The 21,815-nt window shown below is 65.2% G+C and carries 19 protein-coding genes; 11 read left to right on the forward strand and 8 right to left on the reverse strand.

All coding sequences use genetic code 11. The features are described 5' to 3' along the window. Positions 1-47 precede the first annotated feature (47 nt). Positions 48-1,358 carry an MFS transporter gene (locus LPW39_RS22375; RefSeq protein WP_230780738.1) on the forward strand — a complete coding sequence of 437 codons (1,311 nt, stop codon included), beginning with the start codon at positions 48-50 and terminating at the stop codon, positions 1,356-1,358. Here the strand turns inward: LPW39_RS22375 and LPW39_RS22380 are convergent. The 4 genes from LPW39_RS22380 to LPW39_RS22395 form a co-directional block, all read right to left on the reverse strand. After that, positions 1,355-3,502: a prolyl oligopeptidase family serine peptidase gene (locus LPW39_RS22380; RefSeq protein ID WP_230780740.1), complete on the reverse strand. Its 2,148-nt coding sequence runs from the start codon at positions 3,500-3,502 to the stop codon at positions 1,355-1,357. The two genes, LPW39_RS22375 and LPW39_RS22380, sit on opposite strands and share 4 nt — an antisense overlap. A 158-nt stretch (positions 3,503-3,660) precedes the next feature. After that, a complete protein-coding gene (locus tag LPW39_RS22385) occupies positions 3,661-4,545 on the reverse strand; it encodes an HlyC/CorC family transporter (protein ID WP_021028764.1) in 885 nt (294 codons plus the stop codon). A gap of 114 nt (positions 4,546-4,659) precedes the next feature. Beyond that, the gene (locus LPW39_RS22390; protein WP_230780742.1) at positions 4,660-5,412 is read right to left on the reverse strand and encodes a GNAT family N-acetyltransferase; all 753 of its coding nucleotides are present in this window, start codon (positions 5,410-5,412) and stop codon (positions 4,660-4,662) included. Positions 5,413-5,627: 215 nt separating this feature from the next. Then, positions 5,628-6,125 (reverse strand): Lrp/AsnC family transcriptional regulator, encoded by a 498-nt coding sequence (locus LPW39_RS22395; protein ID WP_230780744.1) that lies wholly within the window; start codon positions 6,123-6,125, stop codon positions 5,628-5,630. A gap of 221 nt (positions 6,126-6,346) precedes the next feature. Here LPW39_RS22395 and hppD point away from each other — a divergent pair, with 221 nt between their 5' ends. The 3 genes from hppD (at position 6,347) to phhA (ending at position 9,418) form a co-directional block, all read left to right on the forward strand. Beyond that, positions 6,347-7,471, forward strand: a complete 1,125-nt coding sequence (hppD, locus tag LPW39_RS22400; protein WP_230780746.1) for a 4-hydroxyphenylpyruvate dioxygenase — start codon at positions 6,347-6,349, stop codon at positions 7,469-7,471. Between the two features lie 90 nt (positions 7,472-7,561). Then, the gene (locus tag LPW39_RS22405; protein WP_330166629.1) at positions 7,562-8,527 is read left to right on the forward strand and encodes a Bug family tripartite tricarboxylate transporter substrate binding protein; all 966 of its coding nucleotides are present in this window, start codon (positions 7,562-7,564) and stop codon (positions 8,525-8,527) included. A 63-nt stretch (positions 8,528-8,590) separates the two neighbouring features. After that, positions 8,591-9,418: a phenylalanine 4-monooxygenase gene (gene phhA, locus LPW39_RS22410; protein WP_230780749.1), complete on the forward strand. Its 828-nt coding sequence runs from the start codon at positions 8,591-8,593 to the stop codon at positions 9,416-9,418. A 17-nt stretch (positions 9,419-9,435) separates the two neighbouring features. On the opposite strand, the gene LPW39_RS22415 is transcribed toward phhA, so the two are convergent. Next, complete coding sequence (locus LPW39_RS22415; RefSeq protein ID WP_230780751.1) at positions 9,436-10,452, reverse strand: helix-turn-helix domain-containing protein; 1,017 nt, start codon at positions 10,450-10,452, stop codon at positions 9,436-9,438. Between the two features lie 157 nt (positions 10,453-10,609). Between LPW39_RS22415 and eat the strand changes: the two genes are divergently transcribed. From eat to LPW39_RS22435, 4 genes are all read left to right on the forward strand, one after another. Then, positions 10,610-12,016 (forward strand): ethanolamine permease, encoded by a 1,407-nt coding sequence (gene eat, locus LPW39_RS22420; protein ID WP_230780753.1) that lies wholly within the window; start codon positions 10,610-10,612, stop codon positions 12,014-12,016. A 15-nt stretch (positions 12,017-12,031) separates the two neighbouring features. Then, the gene (locus tag LPW39_RS22425) at positions 12,032-13,423 is read left to right on the forward strand and encodes an ethanolamine ammonia-lyase subunit EutB (RefSeq protein WP_230780756.1); all 1,392 of its coding nucleotides are present in this window, start codon (positions 12,032-12,034) and stop codon (positions 13,421-13,423) included. 8 nt (positions 13,424-13,431) lie between these two features. Beyond that, positions 13,432-14,304 (forward strand): ethanolamine ammonia-lyase subunit EutC, encoded by an 873-nt coding sequence (eutC, locus tag LPW39_RS22430; RefSeq protein ID WP_230780758.1) that lies wholly within the window; start codon positions 13,432-13,434, stop codon positions 14,302-14,304. An 82-nt stretch (positions 14,305-14,386) separates the two neighbouring features. Next, positions 14,387-15,310, forward strand: a complete 924-nt coding sequence (locus LPW39_RS22435; protein WP_230780760.1) for an MBL fold metallo-hydrolase — start codon at positions 14,387-14,389, stop codon at positions 15,308-15,310. A 12-nt stretch (positions 15,311-15,322) separates the two neighbouring features. Here LPW39_RS22435 and LPW39_RS22440 read toward each other — a convergent pair whose 3' ends face one another. Further along, positions 15,323-17,239 (reverse strand): lytic transglycosylase domain-containing protein, encoded by a 1,917-nt coding sequence (locus LPW39_RS22440; RefSeq protein ID WP_230780954.1) that lies wholly within the window; start codon positions 17,237-17,239, stop codon positions 15,323-15,325. A gap of 392 nt (positions 17,240-17,631) precedes the next feature. On the opposite strand from LPW39_RS22440, the gene LPW39_RS22445 reads away from it, so the two are divergent. Together LPW39_RS22445 and LPW39_RS22450 are read left to right on the forward strand one after the other, a co-directional pair. After that, complete coding sequence (locus LPW39_RS22445) at positions 17,632-18,213, forward strand: 5-formyltetrahydrofolate cyclo-ligase (protein WP_230780763.1); 582 nt, start codon at positions 17,632-17,634, stop codon at positions 18,211-18,213. A gap of 91 nt (positions 18,214-18,304) precedes the next feature. After that, complete coding sequence (locus LPW39_RS22450; RefSeq protein WP_230780765.1) at positions 18,305-18,988, forward strand: glutathione S-transferase family protein; 684 nt, start codon at positions 18,305-18,307, stop codon at positions 18,986-18,988. Positions 18,989-19,063: 75 nt separating this feature from the next. Here LPW39_RS22450 and LPW39_RS22455 read toward each other — a convergent pair whose 3' ends face one another. Continuing rightward, positions 19,064-20,110 carry a hypothetical protein gene (locus tag LPW39_RS22455; RefSeq protein WP_230780767.1) on the reverse strand — a complete coding sequence of 349 codons (1,047 nt, stop codon included), beginning with the start codon at positions 20,108-20,110 and terminating at the stop codon, positions 19,064-19,066. A 109-nt stretch (positions 20,111-20,219) separates the two neighbouring features. Then, positions 20,220-21,161, reverse strand: a complete 942-nt coding sequence (locus LPW39_RS22460; RefSeq protein WP_230780769.1) for a LysR family transcriptional regulator — start codon at positions 21,159-21,161, stop codon at positions 20,220-20,222. Between the two features lie 100 nt (positions 21,162-21,261). Between LPW39_RS22460 and uraD the strand changes: the two genes are divergently transcribed. Then, on the forward strand, positions 21,262-21,807 hold the full coding sequence (gene uraD, locus LPW39_RS22465; protein WP_230780771.1) for a 2-oxo-4-hydroxy-4-carboxy-5-ureidoimidazoline decarboxylase: 546 nt from the start codon (positions 21,262-21,264) through the stop codon (positions 21,805-21,807). Positions 21,808-21,815 lie beyond the last annotated feature (8 nt).

A 21,815-nucleotide genomic window follows, 5' to 3' on the forward strand; every position in this document is an offset into this window, starting at 1 on the left:
GGCCGCGCCCGTGGCACTGGATTGGCTTCTTCTCTGTCTTTCTCTCCATGACGACTTCTTCCGGCAGTGCCGCCCCCTCTGCCGCCGACACCGGACCCGCGCAGTGGTCCGTTCGTGCTTTGCTGACGGTCGTTTTTCTGGGCCTCACCGCCGGGGTGCAGATGAGCGACTATGGCCTGCAGGCCATCTCGCTGTCAGCCATCCAGAAAAGCTTTGCAATCAGCGATGCCGCCATTGGCGCGCTGCAGGGCCTCGCCGGTGTGCTGCTGGGCAGTGCGCTGGCGATTCCGCTGGCGCGGTTTGCCGACCGTTTCTCGCGCAAGCGCGTGCTGCTCTGCCTGATTGCCGCCTCCACCGCGATGATGGTGCTGAGCGCGCTGGCACCCACCTTCCCCCTCTTCTTCCTGGGCCGCTCGGCCGCCGGCATCACCGAGTTTGCGATGGTGCCACTGGTCTACTCGATGATCCCCGACCTGGCACCGCAGCGCCACCGCGTGCTGGCCAACCTGGGCTTTGCGGCTCTGGTCTCCAGCGGCGCCAGCGCGGGCTTTTATTTTGCCGGTGATATCCAGAGCGCGGCCGTCGCGCTGATTCCGGGCGACATGGAGGCCTGGCGCAAGGCCTTCATGCTGCTGTCGGTGGCCGGCCTGCCCTTGCTGCTGGCGGGCCTGTTCACCGCCGATCCGCCGCGCTACATCGCCAGCAGCGATGGCGCCAGCGGTGCCTCGCTGCGCCAGTTTCTGCGTGCGCGCTGGCAGTCCATTGGCCTCTTTGTCGGCATTGCCGGCAGCCTGATGATTGCCGTGCAAGGCCTCAACCAGCTGATCGCCTTGGCGCTGGAGCGCCGCTTTGAGGCCACGCCCGCCCATATTGGCGAGGTGATGGGCCCGATCCTGCTGGTCAGCACCCTGGGCTGCCTGCCCGTGGTGGCCTGGCTGGACCGCTGGCTGGCCCGGCGCCTGGGCCAGGCGGTGCGCCCGCTCATCATGGGCGTCTGCGCGCTGCTGGCCATCCCGGCCATCCTGATGCTGTTCTCCACCGCATCGCTGCCGCAGGCCTTTGTGGTGGTGGGGCTCTTCCTCTTCATCACCTGCACCGCCAATGCGCTGGTGCCGACCATGCTGCAGGACCTGACCCCCGCCGCCTTGCGCGCCCGCATCTTTGCGCTGTGGAGCTTTGTGGTCTCGGTGTTCAGCGCGCTGGGCCCCTTGCTGGCGGGCTTTATCTCCACCTGGGTGGTGCAGGGCCATTTGCTCAGCGCCATCTCGGTCACGGCCGTGCCGGCGCTGCTGGTGTCGGCCTGGTGCGCCTGGGGGCTGTTTCAACGCAGCCGTCCCCAGGCGGGTCAGGCGATCTAAACGGCTGGCGGCTTGCCGGCCGTTGCGCAGTGCTGCGCAAAAGCCCAGAGGCGCGCCGCCTGGCCAAACACGCTCTCCTGCTGGTCACTTTCCTGGTGGCCGCTGTCCGGGTTCAGCAGCAACAGGGCAGGCGCTGCACTGGTGGAGCGGCGGCGCACATTGGCCATCAGCTTGACCGGCTCCCAGTACGGCACGCGGTCATCCTTCAAGCCCGCCGTGCACAGCAGCGGCGGGTAGGCCGCCTCGCGCACGTTCTCGTAGGGCGACAACGCGGCGATATAGTCGTAAGCGGCAGGATCGGACAGCGGATCGCCCCAGTCCGGGCGCAGCAGTGGCACCAGCGGGTGGTCGGCATCGCTCATGGTGTTGAGCATGTCGACAAATGGCACCTGTGCAATCACGCCTGCCCATTGCTCGGGCCGCATGTTCATCGCGCCGCAGACCAGCAGGCCGCCGGCCGATATGCCCTGCGCCACCGTCTGCTGCGGCGTGCTGTAACCCAGTTGCTGCAAATGCTGGGCGCAGGCGATGAAGTCGGTCAACGAGTTGCGCTTGTGCTCGCGGCAGCCACCCTGGTACCAGTCATGGCCCTTCTCGGAGCCGCCCCGCACATGGGCAATCGCATAGCGGTAGCCGGCATCGACCCAGGCCAGCGCTGGCAGCGAGAACGAGGCCTCATGTGCAATGCCATAGGCGCCATAGCCGGTCAGCAGCAGCGGCTGGGGCTGGCTGGCATCGATGTCCTTGCGCGAGAGCACCGTCAGCGGCACCCACTGGCCGTCGTCGGCACGGGCCTGCAGGCGCTCGATGCGGTAGTTGGCCGGGTCCAGCCCGCTCCAGGTCTCACGGCCCATCTCGGTCATCTGGCCGTCGGCCAGGCGGATGTCCAGCCAGCGCGGCGGCTGGGCCGGCGTCTGGTGCTTGATGCGCACATGGCTGGCATCCCAGTGCTGGCCGGGCAGCAGGTCCAGGGTGTAGGCGGGATCGTCAAAGCGGATTGTGGTTTCTGTCCCGTCGCGCTGCAGCAGCACCAGCTGGTGCAGGCCATCGACCCGCTCCAGCCGCACCAGGGTGCTGGCAAAGGGCTGCATCTTGATGATGGGCACGCCATGGCGGTGGGTGGCCAGGGTTTGCTGGGGCTGCAGATGCGCGGGGTCGAGCCGCAGGATCTGACGGTCCGTGGCGCCGCCGGCATTGGTCAGTGCCACCAGGCTGCCATTCCATTCATTGACCTCGTAGCGGATGCCGCGCTCGCGCGGGCGCAGCACGCGGGGCGCGGCATGCTCCTGGCCGGCAGCAATCAGCCGCACCTCGCTGGTGTCCGGCCCAAACAGGCTCAGCACCACAAAGCCATTGGCCGCCGTGCGCACCACGCGCATGAAGAGCGCCGGGTCGGCCTCCTCATGCACCAGCACCGGCTGCCCGCCCTGCAGCGCGCTGCGGTACAGGCGCGATGGCCGGCTGTGCGCGTCGCGCCAGATCCAGAACAGGTCCTGCGACGATGGCGAAAAAGTCAGGCCGCCATAGCCAAAGGCGTCGCCCTCCACCAGCACCTGGGTCTGGCCCGTGTGGGTGTCAAGCACGCAGATGCGGTGGCGGTCATTGCCGATCAGGTCTTCGGCCCAGGCGTAGTAGCGGTCGTCCGGGCTGGCCTGGTGGTCGGTCGCGCGGTAGTACACATGGCCCTGCGATTGCACGGCCTCGTCGACCAGGGTCTGCACCCGGCCATCCGAATGGCTGCGCACAAACACCCGCTGGCCGCCCGCCCCGGGCCGGCTGCTGTAAGCCCAGCCTTGCAGCGCCGCGGGCGGCGCCAGAGCGGTGCTGCAGACATGGGCTGCCATCGCATCGTAAAAGCGCTGCGCCAATGCGGCCAGCGGCGCCAGCATCTGCTGCGCATATTCGCGCTCGGCCTGCAGCAGGCTGCCCAGGGGCTCGGGCAGGTTGTCCATGCTGCGTGTGCCTGCCTCGGGGATGTACTTCAGCCAGGCAAAGTCATCATTGCGCCGGCGGCCCAGCTGTTCAATCCAGTGGTCCTGGGGCGCCGCATGCGGGGCGGCCAGGGCGGGCCAAACCGGCTGGGGGGCCTTGGCGGCAGGGTCAGCGGCAGGCGCCGAGGTGGGGGCTTTTGCAATCGTGGGCATGGTGCAGCATTTTAGGGAGGCTGTGCTACAGCCCAGTCCCTAAGGCCAAACACCGGGCAGGCCCAGCGAGCGTCCATGAAAAATGGCAGCGAACCGGGATTAGCTGCCATGGTTTGCAGCCCTGCTGCAGGCGGTATGGGTGCCTATGCGGCGCGGACTCAAGCGTCTGCGGCCGGGTCCGATACCGGTGCGGCCCGCTGCACGCGGAACCAGCGCACGGCGCCGCCCTTGGTCAGCAGCACCTCAAAGTGCAGGCCGCCCAGCATGATGTGGGCGCCGCGCTTGGGCACATGGCCCAGCTCATGGGCAATCAGGCCGCCGATGGTCTCAAACGATTCATCGGGGTCGCTGCTCTCGAGCACCACGTTGAACTCGTCGGCCACCCGCTCTACCGGCGTATCGCCCGAGATGCGGAAGGTGTCATCGGCCAGCGCAAAGATATCGCCCTCGTCTTCTGGCAGATCGAACTCGTCCTCGATCTCGCCGACGATCTGCTCGAGCACGTCTTCAATCGTGACCAGGCCGGCCACACGGCCGAACTCATCGATGACGATGGCCAGGTGGTTGCGGTTGCCCCGGAACTCGCGCAGCAGGTCGTTGAGGCCTTTGCTCTCGGGCACAAACACCGCCGGGCGCAGCAGCGCACGCAGATTGAGTTGGGGGGAACGTTGCAGCTTGAGCAGGTCCTTGGCCATCAGGATGCCAATGATGTTTTCCTGCTCGCCCTGGAACACCGGGAATCGCGAATGCGCGGTGTTGATGACGGTGTGCAGCACCGATTCGTAATCGGCCTCGATGTCGACCAGGTCCATGCGTGGTGCCGCCACCATCACATCGCCTGCGGTCATGTCTTCCATGCGGATGACCCGCTCCAGCATCACGCGGGAGTCGGCGTTGATGACATCGTTGCTTTCGGCTTCGGCCAGGGTTTCGATCAACTCGTCCGGAGAGTCCGGGGCCGGGTGAATCAGTTCGGCGACCTTCTGAAAAAAGGTGCGTTTGTCTTCCTTGTCAGGGAAGCGCGAGGGATGGGGGTCGGACACTGTCTTGGAATGCAGGACGTGCGGTAGTGAAACAAGCGATCAGCATAACGGATTGCGGATTTCCTCCGAAATCGCTGCCCAATCCTTCAGCAATTCCAGAGACAAACCGGCTGTTTACTGGCCCGACTTGTGCCGGCCGTCCTGTACATCGCGGCGCACTTCCTGCACCGTCGACAGGAAATGCCAGAACTGGCGCGCCTGCTTTTTGAACTGGTAGTCCATCTCGCCCATCTGGTCCTCGACCAGATCGGCCATGCGCGTGTCAAAGCCTGCGGGCGGCAGCTTCAGATAAGCCTCGGATTCCGAGCCATCGCGCTCCACCGTGGCGCCGGCCTTGCGGGCGATCTTCAGCATCGCGGTGTTCTCCGACAGTGCATGGATGAACAGCATCTGCACGCCTTTGGTGCGGGCGTCCATCGCGGCGCGCTCGAACAAGCGGCTGCCCAGGCCCTTGCCACGGCCGGACTTGAGCACGGAGACGCCGAACTCGGCGCAGCTGGCCATGTTCGACGACGGCGGCGCATAGGCCACATGGGCCATCGCAATCAGCTTGAGGCTGCGGTTGTAGATGCCAAAGATCTCGTCACGCTCGAAGTTGAGCCCGTCCACATAGCGCTCGATCTGCGCATCGCTGGCCTGGTAGCCAAAGCGCAGATAGCGGTCCTGCGCGTCGAGGCCCAGCAGATGGGCGAGGATGCGCGGGCGGTGACGCTCACTGAGGGCGCGGATAGGAACCATAGAGGCGGAAGGTCGTGGCTTCTTGCCGTCGGGCTGCTGCGGGCTCTCGCCCCACCGGCCAAAGAAGGGGAAAAACGCCATCATGCCGTTCGCAACGGATGAAGGGAACCATTCTTTCGTCGTGATCATGGGGTAAATATACGGGTTAACCCGCGTATTATCAATCATGCTGCGATGCAGCATATTTCGTGCCTATGGCTTACCCCCGGCTTACAAAGGGTATTCAGCGCCCCCAGCCATGCGGCTTTGCGCCGGGAGTGGGCACTTGGGCAAGCGGTTTCAGGGGCCGGTGAAGGGCCACGCGATTGCAGCGCGGTTTGCGCTGGCGCAAAAAGGAGCCGGTCTTAGAGCCCGGGTAACACCGGCAATGCTGTGGTGAGCTTGACACGGTCCAGCACAAAGCTGGTCTTGCAATCCTGCACGGCAGGGTGGCGCAGCAAGGTGTCCATCACAAAGCGGCTGTAGTGCGCCATGTCGGCGACGACCACGCGCAGCAGATAATCCATGTCGCCGGTCAAAGCTACGCACTCCACCACCTCGGGCCAGCTTTGCACGCTGGCGCGGAAGAGATCAAGCGGGTTGCGCTTGCTCACCTCGGTGAACTTCTCCAGCCGCACATTGAGGTAGGCCGTCATCGACAGGCCCACGGCCTCGGGCTTGACCAGCGCCACATAGCGCTCGATGACCCCAACCTCTTCGAGGCGCTTGACCCGGCGCAGCACGGCGCTGGACGACAGGCCCACCTGCTCGCCCACGACGTCATAGGTCTCGCGGCCGTTGTGCTGCAGGCGCTGCAGGATGGCACGGTCAAGCTTGTCCAGGGGGTAGGCAGAGGTGGTCATGGCAGAGGTCCGGATGGCATTGCTGCACCGCAGCAGCGCGACACAACAGGATCGCGCAATTTTAATGCTTGATTTTTAGCAAGAACACATTAATCAAGCTTTACATGCCGCGCGACTGGGATAAATCGCCAAAATGCTGCGCGTCAAGGCCGGTACAGTGGAACCAAAGCACCCAGCCAATGCTGGCGACACCAGAGACGACGATCCACAGGAGACCTGCGATGACAGCCGCCATCCCCCACCAGACAACAGAGTTCACGACCTGGGACAACCCCATGGGCACCGACGGCTTCGAGTTCATCGAATACGCCGCACCCGATCCGGTCGCGATGGGCAAGGTCTTTACATCGATGGGCTTCAAGCCCGTCGCGCGCCACCGCCACAAGAACGTGACCCTGTACCGCCAGGGCGAGATCAACTTCATCATCAACGCCGAGCCCGACAGCTTTGCCCAGCGCTTTGCCCGCCTGCATGGCCCCAGCGTCTGCGCCATCGCCTTCCGCGTGCAGGATGCCAAGGCCGCCTACGAACGCGCACTGGGCCTGGGCGCCTGGGGCTATGCCGGCCAGGCCGGCCCGGGCGAGCTGAACATCCCCGCGATCAAGGGCATTGGCGACAGCCTGATCTACCTGGTGGACCGCTGGCGCGGCAAGAACGGCGCCCAAGCCGGTGACATCGGCAACATCGGCTTTTTCGATGTGGACTTCGAGCCGCTGCCCGGCGTCAGCGCCGAGGAAGCGCTGAACCCGCACGGCCATGGCCTGACCTATATCGACCACCTGACCCACAACGTGCACCGTGGCCGCATGGACGAATGGGCCGGCTTCTACGAGCGCCTGTTCAACTTCCGCGAGATCAAGTACTTCGACATCGAAGGCCAGGTCACCGGCGTCAAGAGCAAGGCCATGACCAGCCCCTGCGGCAAGATCCGCATCCCCATCAACGAAGAGGGCAAGGAAAAGGCCGGCCAGATCCAGGAGTACCTGGACATGTACAACGGCGAAGGCATCCAGCACATTGCGATGGGCTCGGACAACCTCTACGAAACGGTGGACCAGCTGCGTGCCGGAGGCGTCAAGCTGCTCGACACCATCGACACTTACTACGAGCTGGTGGACAAGCGCCTGCCCGACCATGGCGAGGACGTGGCCGAGCTGAAAAAGCGCAAGATCCTGATCGATGGCACCGGCCAGAAACTGCTGCTGCAGATCTTCAGCGAAAACCAGCTGGGCCCCATCTTCTTCGAGTTCATCCAGCGCAAGGGCGACGATGGTTTTGGCAATGGCAACTTCAAGGCGCTGTTCGAGAGCATTGAGCTCGATCAGATGCGCCGTGGAGTGCTATAGGAAAAATTGAACGGCCGCAGCGTTGATATTCCTCAATTTGCCATGCGGCCTCTCTATACTCCGGAGCGATTTATCAATCTGGAAACAATTGTGAAACGCTCCGTCATCCTCGCCGCCGCTCTATCTGGCTTCATGTTGGCTGCCAGCGCGCAGAACGCCAGCCAGCCCCTGACCTTTGTGGTTCCCTACCCAGCTGGCGGCCCGCTGGACACCTCGGCCCACCTGCTGGCCCAGGGCGCCGAAAAGCAACTGGGCGCCATCACGGTGGCCAACAAGCCCGGCGCCGGCGGTGCCACCGGGGCCACCCTGGTGGCCCAGGCCAAGCCCCAAGAGAACATGGTGCTGATGGGCGCGGTGGCCACGCATGCGGTGCTGCCCTACCTGGGCACGCCGCCGCAGTACGACGCACAAAAGGATTTCAAGCCGCTGATCCTGGTGGCGCGCGTGCCCAACGTGCTGGTGATGAAAAAGAGCCGCGCGGACCAGCTGGGCATCAAGACCACCTCGGAGATGGTCACCTACATCAAGGGCCACCCTGGCAGCCTGAAGATGGGCTCGGGCGGCAACGGCAGTATCGGCCACATCTCGGGCGAGATGCTCAAGTCGCTGGCCAACCTGCAGATGCCCAGCGTGCCCTACGCCGGCGCAGCACCGGCCCAAAAGGCGCTGTTGAGCGGCGAAATCGATGTGGTGTTTGACAACCTGGCCTCGGCCCTGCCGCTGATCAAGTCCGGCGAGCTGCTGGCCTTGGCGGTGACCACCTCGGACCGCAATGTCGCCCTGCCCCAGGTGCCGCCGGTGAACGAGTCGGTGCCAGGCTTTGATGTGTCCACCTGGTTTGGCGTGTTTGCGCCTGCCAGCCTGCCCGACCAGGAAGCGCAAAAGTATGCCTACGCCTTCCAGGGCGCGCTGACCGATCCGCGCTTCAAGGCCGAGTACCTGAAGATGGGCATTGCCCCCGAAGACATGCGCCTCAAGGAGCTGTCGCACTTTGTATCGCAGGAAGCACGTAAGTTTCAGTTTCTGATCAACACGATCAAGATCAAGACCAACTGAGCGCCTGCAACCTCTTAACTGCGGGCGCCCGGCTGGTCTCTATAAAAAATGAAGGAGCACAGCATGGGACAAGCACCTGTGGTTTATGGACAATCCGACCGCCCACCCCGAGGCGACTACAGCCGCGCGCAGGACGACTACACCTGCGCGCAAGACTACGCCGCCTACACCGAGGCCGACCACGACACCTACCGGCGCCTGTATGCGCGCCAAAAGGCCTTGCTGCCGGGACTGGCGAGCCAGGCCTTCATCGATGCGCTGCCCTCGCTGGGCGTTGAAGACCGCATCCCCCGCTTTGAAGACATCAACCAGCGCCTGCGCCAGGCGACAGGCTGGGAGATCGTCGCCGTGCCCGGGCTGATCCCCGAGGTGCCTTTTTTCAGCCTGCTGGCCAACCGTAAATTCCCGGTCACCGACTGGATCCGCAAGCCCGAAGAGTTCGACTATGTGGTCGAGCCCGATATCTTCCACGACCTGTTTGGCCATGTGCCCCTGCTGTTCAACCCGGTGATTGCCGACTATGTGCAGCGCTACGGCCAGGGCGGGCTCAAGGCCGAGCGCCTGGGCGCCTGCGAGATGCTGAGCCGCCTGTACTGGTACACGATCGAGTTCGGCCTGATCCGCGAGCAAGGGGAGATCCGCGCCTATGGCGCTGGCATCCTGAGCTCATCGGGCGAGCTGCAGCACGCGGTGACCAGCCCGCTGCCCCAGCGCCTGCCGCTGTCGCTGGAGCGCACCATGCGCACCCGCTACAAGATCGACACTTACCAGCAGACCTACTTCGTCATCGACGATTTCCAGCAGCTGTTTGACATGACCGAAGGCGACTTCACCCCCGTGTACGCCGCATTGCGCGGCTTGCCGGAGCTGGCAGCAGACGCCCGCGACTGAGACAATGCGCGCGCCGCTCAGCGGTAGCGCTTGCAAGTGTGGGAGGGCAGCTCGGCAAACAGCGCCTTGTACTCCTGTGCAAAGCGGCCAAAGTGCCAAAAGCCCCAGGCCAGTGCGGCGTCGGAGACGCTGCTGCCCTGCTTGATGGCGCGGCGTGCCCCATTGAGGCGCACGGCGCGCAGATAGCTTTGCGGCGAGATGCCCAGCACCTCCTGGAACGAGTACTGCAAGGCCCGGCGGCTCACCGCCAGCGCCTGGCACAGGTCCTCCACCGTCAATGAGCCGTCGGCGCCCGTCGCCACCACCCGCTCCCGCGCCATGCTGACGATATGCGCGCGCCGCTGGTAAGACAGCTGCTCATCGGCCTCGCTGCCCACCCCATCACGCAGCACGGCGGCGATGGCGGCAAGCACATCGCCGGCCATCTCTTCCAACTGCTGGGGCGGTAGCGCCTCGGGCGCCGTCTGCGCCAGGCACTGCTGCATGTCGGACAGCAGAATCGGCAGGCGCCAGCGCTCATGGGCCGAGACCGGCCGCAGATGCGGCTGCGCCAGCTGGGCCTGCAGCTGCTCGCGCTCGCTGGCGGTCAGATAGGGGTCGAGGCTGCCCTGGTCCACGACAAAGTCGATGATCTCCAGGCCGCCGGGCGAGACAAACTCGAACGGGCCATCGCCCGAAAACACAATCGCATGCCCTTCGCTGCAGGAGCGGTTGCAGAACATGGTGTTGCCCGGAATGCTGCTGGGCAGCCCGATGGCCAGTTGCCCCGCACGCAATGCCCCGGTCTGGTGCAGTGCCTGGCTGGAGAACTCACGCCAGGCCTGGATGGGCCCCAGATGCAGGCTGGTCACCCGGCCCTCGAAGCTGCCCGCTGACAGCTGCTCGTAGCGCTGGTTCCAGCCCTGCAGCAGGGCCGCCTGCTCGTCGACATCACAGGTCTGCGCCACCTGTGCGGCCGGGGCGCCTGCAGTCGCGCAGCGCTCAGCCCGGAGGCTGCTCAGCGCGGGCGATGGACAAGGGGCGCTCAAGGACATGGAGGCGCTGTGGCGTGGCGAGGCATACAGGCATGGTCATGCAAAAAGCGGACCAAGGTCAACCCAGCCTTCCCCTTAGCCAGATTTGCCGAAATCGGATAGAGCCCGGCCCGCATTCTTGCCACCATCGGGGACACCACCGACAACAAGGCAGTCCATGGCCAACAACCCTACTTCTGCAGGCGCCGGCGCCGCGCACTCCAGCAACTATTTCGAGCAGCGCCAGCTGCGGCGTGGCGCCGCCGGCTGGCTGCTGCTGGTGGGCCTGGGCGTGGCCTATGTCATCTCGGGCGACTATGCCGGCTGGAACTTCGGCCTCAAGACCGGCGGCTGGGGCGGCCTGCTGGTGGCCTCGGCGCTGATGGCCACGATGTACACCTGCATGTGCTTTGCGCTGGCCGAGCTGGCCACCATCGCCCCCACGGCCGGCGGCGGCTATGGCTTTGCGCGGCGCGCCTTTGGGCCCTGGGGTGGCTTTCTCTGCGGCGTAGCAATCCTGATGGAGTACGCGATTGCACCGGCGGCCATCGCCACCTTTATCGGCGCCTACTGCCAGTCGCTGTTCGGCATCGATGGCTGGATGGTCTACCTGGGCTTCTATGCCGTCTTTCTGGGCATCCACATTTATGGCGCCGGCGAGGCCCTGCGCCTGATCTTTGCCGTCACCGCACTGGCCGTCGTGGCACTGGTGGTCTTCATCGTCGCGATGGTGCCGCATTTCCAGGTCAGCAACCTGTTCGATATCGCCCCCACCGACGCCTGGGGCGCCAGCGAGTTCCTGCCGTTTGGCTACCTGGGCATCTGGGCCTGCATTCCTTATGGCATCTGGTTCTTTCTGGCGGTGGAAGGCGTGCCGCTGGCCGCCGAAGAAGCGCAGGACCCGCGCCGCGATCTGCCCAGGGGCCTGATCGGCGCCATCGCCGTGCTGGTGCTGTTCTGCGGCCTGATCCTGGTGCTGGCACCGGGTGGTGCCGGTGCAGCGGCCTTGATGAACTCGGGCAACCCGCTGGTCGAGGCACTGGAATCGAGCAAGGTGCTGGGTGGCCCCACCTGGATCAGCCGCTTCGTCAACTTTGTCGGCCTGGCAGGGCTGATCGCCAGCTTCTTCTCGATCATCTACGGCTACTCGCGCTTGGTGTTTGCGATGTCCCGCGCCGGCTACCTGCCCCGGGGTTTGTCCCTGACCACGCAGCGCAAGACCCCCTACCTGGCGCTGCTGGTGCCCGGCGCCATCGGCTTTGCGCTGTCGCTCACCGGCCAGGGCGATCTGCTGATCCTCGTCGCGGTGTTTGGCGCCACGATCTCCTACGTGATGATGATGGCCTCACACATCTGGCTGCGCATCAAGGAGCCGCATCTGCCCCGCGCCTACCGCACGCCGGGCGGCGTATTCACCTCGGGCATCGCACTGGTGCTGGCCTGCATCGCCGTGGTGGCCGGTTTTCTGGTCGATCCCCGGGTTCTCATCGGCGCCCTCATCGTATACGCTGTCTTCGTCGCCTACTTTGCGCTGTACAGCCGCCACCACCTGGTGGCCGACGCTCCCGGCGAGACAACCCCCTGAGGAAGCGCTGCAACCATGCCCCATTCCCATACCGTTGGCGCCGAGCGCCATGTGTTTGCATCGCTGCGCGAGCTGATGGCCAAGGCCACGCCGGCCCGCTCGGGCGACAACCTGGCGGGGGTCGCGGCCCGCCATGACACCGAGCGCGTTGCCGCGCAGATGGCGCTGGCCGATCTGCCGCTGGCCCACTTCCTGCAAGAGGCACTTGTGCCCTATGAGAGCGACGAAGTCACCCGCCTCATCATCGACAGCCATGACCGCGCCGCCTTTGCGCCGGTGGCGCACCTGACGGTGGGCGGCTTTCGCGACTGGCTGCTGTCTGATGCCGCCAACGAGGCCAGCTTGAGCGCGCTAGCACCCGGCCTGACTCCGGAGATGGTGGCCGCCACCTCCAAGCTCTGCCGCAACCAGGACCTGGTCCTGATCGCGCAGAAATGCCGCGTCGTCACCCGCTTTCGCAACACCATCGGCCTGGCCGGCCGCATGTCCACCCGCCTGCAGCCCAACCACCCCACCGATGACCCCTCAGGCATTGCCGCCAGCCTGCTCGACGGCCTGATGTATGGCAATGGCGATGCCGTCATCGGCATCAACCCAGCCAGCGACAGCATTGCCGCCGTCAGCACCTTGCTCTACATGCTCGACGAGGTGATCCAGCAATACCAGATCCCCACCCAGTCCTGCGTGCTGACCCATGTGACCACCAGCATCGAGGCCATCGAGCGGGGCGTGCCAGTGGACCTGGTGTTCCAGTCCATCGCTGGCACCCAGGCCGCCAACCGCAGCTTCGGCCTGGACCTGGCCCTGCTGCAGGAGGGCTATGACGCGGCCCAGAGCCTGGCGCGCGGCACGGTCGGCAACAACGCCATGTACTTTGAAACCGGCCAGGGCAGCGCGCTGTCGGCCGGCGCCAACCACGGGCTGGACCAGCAGACCTGCGAGGCGCGCGCCTATGCGGTGGCGCGCAAGTTCCAGCCGCTGCTGGTCAACACGGTGGTCGGCTTCATCGGGCCCGAGTACCTTTACGACGGCAAGCAGATCATCCGCGCCGGGCTGGAAGACCATTTCTGCGGCAAGCTGCTGGGCCTGCCGATGGGCTGTGACATTTGCTACACCAACCATGCCCAGGCCGACCAGAACGACATGGATATGCTGCTGACCTTGTTTGGTGTGGCCGGCATCAACTTCATCATGGGCATTCCCGGCTCGGACGACATCATGCTGAACTACCAGACCACGTCCTTCCACGATGCGCTCTACCTGCGCAAGACCCTGGGCCTGCGGCCCACGCCGGAGTTCGAGGCCTGGCTGCAGAGCATGGGCATCACCCAGGCCGGCGGCCCGGGACTGCGCCTGGCCCAGGACCTGCCCGCCCCCTTCTCGCAAGCGCTGGCCCAGCTCCATTGACATTCGCCATGCCCCCACGCCCTTCTGCCCCTTCTGCTCCCGCATCCCTGCCCACCGCCGAGCCCGCCAGCGCGGCCGTCACCCCCAACCCCTGGGAGCGGCTGCGCCAGTTCACCAGCGCCCGCATTGCGCTGGGCCGCGCCGGCACCAGCCTGCCCACACGCGCGCATCTGGACTTTGCGCTGGCCCATGCCCAGGCGCGCATGGCCGTGCACACCGAGGTCGATATGGACCTGCTCGCCAACGAGCTGCAGGCGATCGCCCCCTCCGGCCAGCCAGTGCTGCGCCTGCACAGTGCCGCGCAAGACCGCCCCACCTACCTGCAGCGGCCCGACCTGGGCCGGCGCCTGGACAGCGAATCGCGCACCTTGCTGCAAGGCCAGCCGCCCGCCCAGGCCGATGTGGTGTTTGTCGTCGCCGATGGCCTATCATCGCTGGCGATCGAGCGCAATGCCCTGCCCTTTTTGCGCCAGATGCTGCCATCGCTGGCCGAGCAATGGCGCGTCGGCCCGATCAGCCTGGTGCGCAATGCCCGGGTGGCGCTGGGCGACGAGATTGGCGCAGCCCTGGGCGCCTCGCTGGTGGTGGTGCTGATCGGCGAGCGTCCGGGCCTGAGCTCCCCCGACAGCATGGGCCTGTACATGACCTGGCAGCCCCGCCCCGGCATGACCGATGAGTCGCGCAACTGCATCTCCAATGTGCGCGAGCAGGGGCTGAGCTATGCGCAGGCGGTGCACAAGCTGCACTACCTGATGCAGCAGGCGCGCCAGCGCCAGCTCTCGGGCGTGCAGCTCAAGGACGAATCCGATACGCTGGCCGCGCCCGAGCAGGCCAGCCAGGCCTTTATGCTGGGCAACAGCGCTGCGCAGCCGCCGCGCTGACACCTGGGCGCCAGGCAGGCATGCGCCGCCGGTGCTTGTCTGCTAGGCTGGGGGTCTTGCCCCCGCCGCCGCCTGCACCACCATGTCCGCCTCTGCCCTGTCGCTGCCTGCCGATCTCCAGTTCATCGAGCGCGGCTGGCTGTCCGCAAACAATGCCGTGTTTGTGCGTGGCGTCACGGCGGTGGTCGATACCGGCTACTGCATCCATGCCGAACAGACCGTGCATCTTGTCGAGGCCAGCCTGCAAGGCGCGCCGCTGCAGCGCATCGTCAACACCCATTTGCACAGCGACCACTGCGGCGGCAATGCCGCTTTGCAGCAGCGCTGGCCCCAGGCCCGCACCAGCATTGCACCCGGCCATGCGCAGGCGGTCATCGATTGGGATGAGCACCAGCTGAGCTACCGCCCCACCGGCCAGGACTGCCCGCGTTTTCAGATGGACGAGGTGCTGCAGCCCGGCACCGACACCCCGCTGGGCGAGCAGCGCTGGCAATGCCATGCCGCGCCCGGCCATGACCCGCATTCGGTGATTCTGTTCGAGCCCGCGTCGCGCACCCTGATCTCGGCCGATGCGCTCTGGGAAAACGGCTTTGGCGTGGTCTTTCCGGAGATAGAAGGCACAGCGGCCTTTGACGAGGTGGCAGCCACCTTGGATGTGATCGAGCGCCTGCAGCCCCGCCTGGTGCTGCCCGGCCATGGCAGTGCGTTCAGCGATGTGACCACCGCATTGCAAACCGCGCGCCAGCGGCTGGAGCGCTTTGTGCAAAGCCCCGAGCGCCATGCGTTCTATGCCGCCAAGGTGCTGCTCAAGTACAAGCTGCTGGAATGGCAACAGCTGCCGCTGGCGCAGGTACAGGCCTGGCTGGCCGCCACGCCCTACTACGGCCTGCTGCACCAGCGCTACTTTGCCGACCAGGAGCTGGCGCAGTGGCATGCATCGCTGGTGGCCGACCTGGAGCGCTCAGGCGCCGCGCGGCGTGAGGGCGCGCTGCTGGTCAACCAGTAAGCCTCTTCGCTATCAGGGCAGCTCTTTGGACAGGTCCGGCTCGCCCTCGGGCTTGGGGCCCACCGAGCCCAGGCGCGCACGCAGCGACTGGGGCTGGCCGGTCAGAATGGCCGCGTAGCTGGTCGTGTTGGAGAGCACCTTTTTCACATAGTCGCGCGTCTCGGCAAAGGGCACGTTCTCGGCCCAGATGGCGCCGTCCAGCACCGGGCCATTGCGCCAGTTGCGCGGCCGGCCGGGGCCGGCGTTGTAGCCAGCGGCAGCCAGCGCCATCGAGCCGTCGAAATCGTCCAGCGCCAGCTTCAGGTAGGCGGTGCCCAAGGTGATATTGGTGTCGCGGTCATTGATGCTGGCCGGCGTGAAATCGGTCATGCCGATCTTGCGGGCGGTCCAGCGGGCGGTCGCCGGCATGATCTGCATCAGGCCCGAGGCGCCGACGCCCGAGCGCGCATCCATGATGAAACGGCTTTCCTGGCGGATCAGGCCGTAGACATAGGCGGGATCCAGCCCGATCTCGCGCGAGCGGTTGACCACGGCCTCCTTGAACGGCATCGGGTAGCGCTGGCCGACATCGACCACCGTCTTGGTGCGCTCACTGGTGTTGATGCAGCGGTCCCAGATCTGGCGCTGGCAGGCCAGCTCGGCAGCGGCCAGCAGTTGCGCATCGTCCATGCCGCCGCGCTGGTGCAGGTTGGTCATGTAGTTCCACTCACGCACGCCTTCGCTGCGCAGCCCCAGCTGGATCGCATACAGCGCACGTGCCAGGCCCGCATTGCTGCGCACCGACTCACGCGCCTGCGCATCGATAGGCACCGGCTGCGCCGGGATGACGATGGGCTGGCCCAGCTCCTCCTGCGCCAGCTGCTCATAAAAGCCTTGCGTCCCGGCAATCTTCTGCAGCAGTTGGCGCGATTGCTGGGTCTGCGCCTCGCTGATGCGGCCCGCCTGCAAGGCCTTGGCCTGCCAGTAGATCCAGGTCGGGTCTTCGCGCTCCTCGGCGCTCATCGCCTCGATGCTCTTGCGCACCTGCTGCCATTGGCCGGCACGCAGCGCAGCGCGGGTCTTCCAGGCCAGCAGGTCGTCGCTCAGGTGGGCATCCTTGCCGACCTTCGCGAAGCTGGCCATCGCATCGGGCGACAGGCGCGTCGCCTGGGTCTTGCCGATCACCCCCCAGACCCAGTCACGGCGCGGCTGCGTCAGCATCTCGTTCCAGCGGCCTTCCATCAAGGTTGCCGCGCCATCAGGGTTGTCCGCTGCCAGCTTGATCAGCGCCAACGTGGCCAGCTCCTGCTGCTCCTTCGAAGACGTCTTGGCCTGGGCCGTCAGGAACTTGCTGGGCGATTGCAGCATCGTGGCAAACGCGGGCAGTTGCATGGGGGCCACCACTTCCACCGCAGCGCGGGCGGCGCGGGGGCGGCCCGCCTCCATCGTCTGGCGCGCCCTGCGCCAGATGTCATCGGCCTGCAGGCCGCCGGCCGAAAACAGCTCCGACGCCGCCAGGTTGCAGCCGTCCTCCGAATCGCGCTGCGCATACCAATTGCTCTTGACCGTGTTGGCCAGCGACTCGCGATCGCCGCCCTTGGCCAGATCGATCACTGCCGCATAGCAGCGCAGCTCGCGGTCATCGCCCATGCGGAACGCCGGGTACATCGCATCGAAATTGCTCCAGTCGCGGCGCTGGCCCAGCAGGCGCAGCCAGTCGTTGCGCAAGCGGTCTTCCTGGTAGGTGCCGGCCCAGCGGGTCAAAAAGGCCTGCACTTCGTCTTGCGTGGCCTCGTTCAGGCGAGCGCGCAGCTCCCAGTACGCAGCCCAGGGCTCCAGCACATGGCCACGCGCGCCAGGCAAGAGCTGGGTCAGCTTGCTTTTTTCGCGCTTGCGAAAGGCCTGCTGCATGTCGACGATCACATCGTCGTTGACCATGCCGCTGCTCATCGAGGGGCTCGACTGCAGTTGCACAGGCGTTTGTACCGACGCAGGTGCAGCCGTTGCACCCTGCAAAATCGTCTGAGCAGCCAGCGGCAGCGCGCTACAGGCCAGCAAGGCCGCCATCAAAGGGGTAAAAACATTCCGAGGCATAGCCGCTCCAAGTTGCAAGAAAGCGGCGCTATCCAGCGGCGCCCAAGTCATCCCTAAAATCATACACATCAGCCAACGCGCCCGCCGTCCCAAAGGCTGCAACACCCGGCCTCCTCTTACATACGCTTACGGAAACTGCCCCAATATGTAAAAAAGCTATCTGGTTTTCACGGTAGCCAATTTGCTGGGAACCTCACTTTTGGCTGTCAGAATGGGTGACCCAGCCTGTTTCTGTAGGGATATTTGCAATGGATAAAAAAGCCGTACGCCAAGCGCTCATCGAACAGCGTCTGCATATGCCCGATCGTCTGGAGCGCGCCGAACAGCTCCAGCAAGTACTGCGTTTTTGGCTGATGGAACGCCAGGATGCCGTGATCGGCGCCTACTGGCCGATCAAGGGCGAGTTCGACCCGCTGCCCGCGCTGCACCGCTGGAAGGAAGACGGCGCGCTGATGGACGAGCCCAAGCTGCGCCGCATCGCCCTGCCGGTGGTGAACAAGCAGCACAAGACCTTGAGCTTCCATGCCTGGTACCCCGGCTGCCCGATGGAGATGGACGCCTACGACATCCCCAAGCCGCAAAATACCGAGCTGGTCGTGCCCACCTTGCTGTTTGTGCCCTGCGTGGGCTATGGCCCGGGTGGCTACCGCCTGGGCTATGGCGGCGGTTTTTATGACCGCACCCTGGCCGCGCTGGAGCCGCGCCCCTTCACCGTGGGGCTGGGCTTTACCAATGGCTTTGTCGATGACTTCGAGCCCGAAGCCCATGACCTGCCGCTGGACGCCATCCTCAATGACAACGGTGTGGTCTGGCCGATGGCTAAGTCGTAGACACTGCTCCGACAGCCCTGTGCGAGCCTTCTGTAGGCTCGCACATACGGTATAAAGCAAATGACGCCTCATCCACTGATTGGTCTAGATCATGCTGCAGCTTTATATCGGCAATAAAAATTATTCTTCCTGGTCCATGCGCGCCTGGGTGTTGCTGCGCCAGGCGGGCATTCCATTCGAAGAGAAGTTTGTCCGTTTCGACGGCTTTGACAGCCAGTCGGAGTTCAAGCGCACGATGACGGCCCTTAGCCCCACCGGCACGGTGCCGCTGCTGCGCGATGGCGATATCAGCGTCTGGGACAGCCTGGCGATTGCCGAATATGCGGCCGAGCAATTTCCGGACAAGCAGCTCTGGCCCCAGGACAAGGCAGCCCGTGCCAGCGCCCGCAGCATCTGCGCCGAAATGCATGGCGGCTTCACCGCGCTGCGCAGCGCCTGCCCGATGAACATCGAGGCTGACCTGGCCGAGGTCGGCCGGATCGTCTGGCGCGACAATGCCGCTGTGCGCAAGAATGTCGAGCGCCTGTGCAGCATGTGGAGCCACCTGCTGGCCCAGCATGGCGGCCCCATGCTGTTTGACCAGTTCAGCATTGCCGATGCCTACTACGCACCGGTGTGCTCACGCCTCAAAACCTACCAGCTGCCCATCCCCGGCGAGATCGCCGCCTATATCGAGCGCGTGCACCAGCTGCCCGGCGTCAAGGCCTGGATCGATGCGGCGCTGGCTGAACAGGATTTTGTCGCGATGGACGAGCCCTACCGCGCGGAGCGCTGAGCATCGTCGGCCTTTGCGCAGTGTCTGGCACCGCGCTGCTGGGGTGCCAGAGCACAGGCATCGGCCGCCTGTTGGTCAGAGTGCTTGCGGCCGGTACACCCGCGTATCCAGCGGCGCATTGATGCTGATCAGGTAGACAAAACGCTCGTCTTCCGGCAGCAAGCGCTGGATCGCCTCAAACAGCTCGGCATGCGCCAGGTTCTGGCGCAGCAGCGCTTCCACCTGCGCGGCATCCGTCGTCAAGGCACTGCGGCGCAGGGCGCGCTCTGCAACCTCTTCAGAACCTAAAAGCGCATGGACATAGACCAGCTCATGGGACATGGCCTGCCACTGCGCAGCAGACACCTGGCCACTGCGCAGCACATGGTCTTGCAGGGCCTCCTCGGTAGCGGTTTGCTGGCTCTCGCGCTGCGCATCGTAGGCGGCCTGCCATTGCGGCTCGGTCAAGGTCGGCAGGGCACTGCCCAGCGCGGCGGCATCCTGCAAAGCCATGCGCTTCCAGGCCTCCAGGCTGGGCAGGGGTTGGGATAGCTGATAGTCCATCATCTCCGCGTACATGCGGGCATTGAGCTGGCGCAGATTCTTGGGCGTGGCCGCGATCACCGCTGATTGCAGGGGCCGTGCGTCCAGCCACTGGACCAGGTCCTGCATGGCCGTATCGCGTGGAAACTGGCGGTACTGCACATGGCTGGGATAGTGCTCGGCATGGAACACCGGGTTGGTGCCCGCGCCCAGCGCTGCGCCATTCTCATAAAACCGGACCACATCTGCGGAGAAGTAGCGGTCTGCCAGCTCCAGCACCAAGGCCAGACTGCCGTTCTGCGGATGCGTTCCCGCCCAGATCTTGACTCCGGGCATTTCATCCACCGTGTAGCGCCCGGCCGATGCATAGCCCAGCGCCTTGAACTCCTGCATCACCTTCCGAACCTGCGGGTCGCTGAACTGCAGCTTCTCCAACTTCATCGTTATGCGTGCCACCACGCCTTGCTGCGCGCTGCCCAGCGCCTGCACATGCTTGAGCATGCGCGAAAAATACCAGCGAATGCCGAACTTGAGCAGCACAAACAGACCGACAAACGTCAATCCAATGGTCACCAGCACCACGCCCATGGTTGTCCACATAAATCCCTCCCTCTTTGTCTTATTTCGAATCAGCCCATAGGGCCAACTAAGCAGCATAGCGAGGAAGTGCGGCGGAGGCAAAGCGCCTGGAACAAGTGGGCGGCCGCAGTCAGGCCAGGCCGCGCCCCGGCTGGCGGGCCTGCTGCAGGCTGGCCTGCAAGGCCTCGATCAGCTGCTGGGCCACCAGCTTGACGACCGGGCCGGGCGGCCGCGTGGCGTCAACGGCCACGCTGATATCCTGCGGCTCGGCGCCCTGGTCCCGGATGGGGATGAAGACCAGTGCACCGGCTGCCAACTCAGGCGCCACATCCAGCTCCGAAGTGAATATCAGGCGCTGCCCGCCCAGCGCCAGCTGTTTGACCAGCTGCAGCGAATTGCTCTCGACAAAGCCCCGCGCATCCTTGAACAGCCAGCTGAACTGCGCCTCCAGCAGGCGGCGGATGGTGATGGCGCGGCTTTGCAGCGCGATCGGGTAGGCGGTGGCCTCCTGAAAACTGACGGTCTTGCGCCCGGCCAGCGCATGGCCCGGCGCCACGACACAGCCCAGTGGCAGCTGCGCTTTCCACAGCACCAGCAGCTCACGGCGCGGCGCCAGGTTGAAGATGGCGGCCAGGTCGGCCTTGCCGGTCATCAAGGCGGTCTCGGCATCGTCAGGGGTGCTCAGCTCCACCGACAGGCTGACCAGGGGGTGCTGGGCATTGAGGCTGTCGATCAGTGTGGGCAAGACGCCGGTGGCATGGCTGTCCATCGCCACCAGCGACACATGGCCCTGGTGGATGCCCTGGATGCGCCGCACCTCGGCCACCATGCGGGTTTCATCTTGGCGCCAGCGGCGGGCCATCGTGATGAGCGCATCGCCAGAGGCCGTCAGCCGCATGCCTCTGGGCATGCGCTCGAACAGTGGCACGCCCAATTCCTCTTCCAGCGCCAGAATCTGGCGGTTGATGGCCGATGCGGCCACATGCAACTCGCGTGCGGCTTTCTGGATCGAGCCCGAGCGGGCCACCTGGTCCGCATAGCGCAGCGCGGTAGGTACAAGCGAATGGCGCATAGGGGTCTCTCCGGAATGCGGCGATTGTACTAATTTTGCGTATGCATCATTGCCAAACCTGTGATGGACGGCAATGCTCTGCAGCCCTAGCATGGCCTGCATGACACCTGCTGAACGCCTCGACCACCTCAACCATTGCAGCCCCGACGACTTCTGCGCAGCGATGGCCGACATCTGGGAGCATGCGCCCTGGGTGGCGGCGCAGACCGTGGCGCAGCGCCCCTTTGCCAGCGCCGATGCCTTGCACAGCGCCATGCTGGCTGTGGTGGCCGGGCTCGATGAACCGGCGCGCATCCGCTTTTATGCGGGCCATCCGGAGCTGGGCGGCGAGCTGGCCCGAACAGGGGCGATGAATGCCGCATCCACCGACGAGCAGGCCAGCCTGGGCCTGGGCCAGCTGCAGGCCGCCGAGGCCCAGCGTTGGGATGGCCTGAACCGCGCCTACCGCGAGCGCTTTGGCTTTCCCTTCATTCTCTGCATCCGCCAGCACAGCCTGGCATCGGCCTTGCTTGTGTTCGAGCAGCGTCTGGGGCACACCCGGCAGCGGGAGCTGCAACTGGCGCTGAACGAGATAGCCGCCATCAGCCGCCTGCGGCTCGCGCGTTACCTGCAGGAAGCCGATCCCGCCCCGGTCTGCACGCATTGACTTTTCAG

This window comes from Comamonas koreensis, from assembly GCF_021026195.1.
GTDB lineage: Bacteria > Pseudomonadota > Gammaproteobacteria > Burkholderiales > Burkholderiaceae_C > Comamonas > Comamonas koreensis.

Excerpts from the sequence above, each read along its gene's own strand:
- LPW39_RS22375 (WP_230780738.1), top strand. The coding sequence starts at position 48 with ATGACGACTTCTTCCGGCAGTGCCGCCCCCTCTGCCGCCGACACCGGA.
- LPW39_RS22380 (WP_230780740.1), bottom strand. The coding sequence starts at position 3,502 with ATGCCCACGATTGCAAAAGCCCCCACCTCGGCGCCTGCCGCTGACCCT.
- LPW39_RS22390 (WP_230780742.1), bottom strand. The coding sequence starts at position 5,412 with ATGATCACGACGAAAGAATGGTTCCCTTCATCCGTTGCGAACGGCATG.
- LPW39_RS22395 (WP_230780744.1), bottom strand. The coding sequence starts at position 6,125 with ATGACCACCTCTGCCTACCCCCTGGACAAGCTTGACCGTGCCATCCTG.
- hppD (WP_230780746.1), top strand. The coding sequence starts at position 6,347 with ATGACAGCCGCCATCCCCCACCAGACAACAGAGTTCACGACCTGGGAC.
- phhA (WP_230780749.1), top strand. The coding sequence starts at position 8,591 with ATGGGACAAGCACCTGTGGTTTATGGACAATCCGACCGCCCACCCCGA.
- LPW39_RS22415 (WP_230780751.1), bottom strand. The coding sequence starts at position 10,452 with ATGTCCTTGAGCGCCCCTTGTCCATCGCCCGCGCTGAGCAGCCTCCGG.
- eat (WP_230780753.1), top strand. The coding sequence starts at position 10,610 with ATGGCCAACAACCCTACTTCTGCAGGCGCCGGCGCCGCGCACTCCAGC.
- LPW39_RS22425 (WP_230780756.1), top strand. The coding sequence starts at position 12,032 with ATGCCCCATTCCCATACCGTTGGCGCCGAGCGCCATGTGTTTGCATCG.
- eutC (WP_230780758.1), top strand. The coding sequence starts at position 13,432 with ATGCCCCCACGCCCTTCTGCCCCTTCTGCTCCCGCATCCCTGCCCACC.
- LPW39_RS22435 (WP_230780760.1), top strand. The coding sequence starts at position 14,387 with ATGTCCGCCTCTGCCCTGTCGCTGCCTGCCGATCTCCAGTTCATCGAG.
- LPW39_RS22440 (WP_230780954.1), bottom strand. The coding sequence starts at position 17,239 with ATGAGCAGCGGCATGGTCAACGACGATGTGATCGTCGACATGCAGCAG.
- LPW39_RS22445 (WP_230780763.1), top strand. The coding sequence starts at position 17,632 with ATGGATAAAAAAGCCGTACGCCAAGCGCTCATCGAACAGCGTCTGCAT.
- LPW39_RS22450 (WP_230780765.1), top strand. The coding sequence starts at position 18,305 with ATGCTGCAGCTTTATATCGGCAATAAAAATTATTCTTCCTGGTCCATG.
- LPW39_RS22455 (WP_230780767.1), bottom strand. The coding sequence starts at position 20,110 with ATGTGGACAACCATGGGCGTGGTGCTGGTGACCATTGGATTGACGTTT.
- LPW39_RS22460 (WP_230780769.1), bottom strand. The coding sequence starts at position 21,161 with ATGCGCCATTCGCTTGTACCTACCGCGCTGCGCTATGCGGACCAGGTG.
- uraD (WP_230780771.1), top strand. The coding sequence starts at position 21,262 with ATGACACCTGCTGAACGCCTCGACCACCTCAACCATTGCAGCCCCGAC.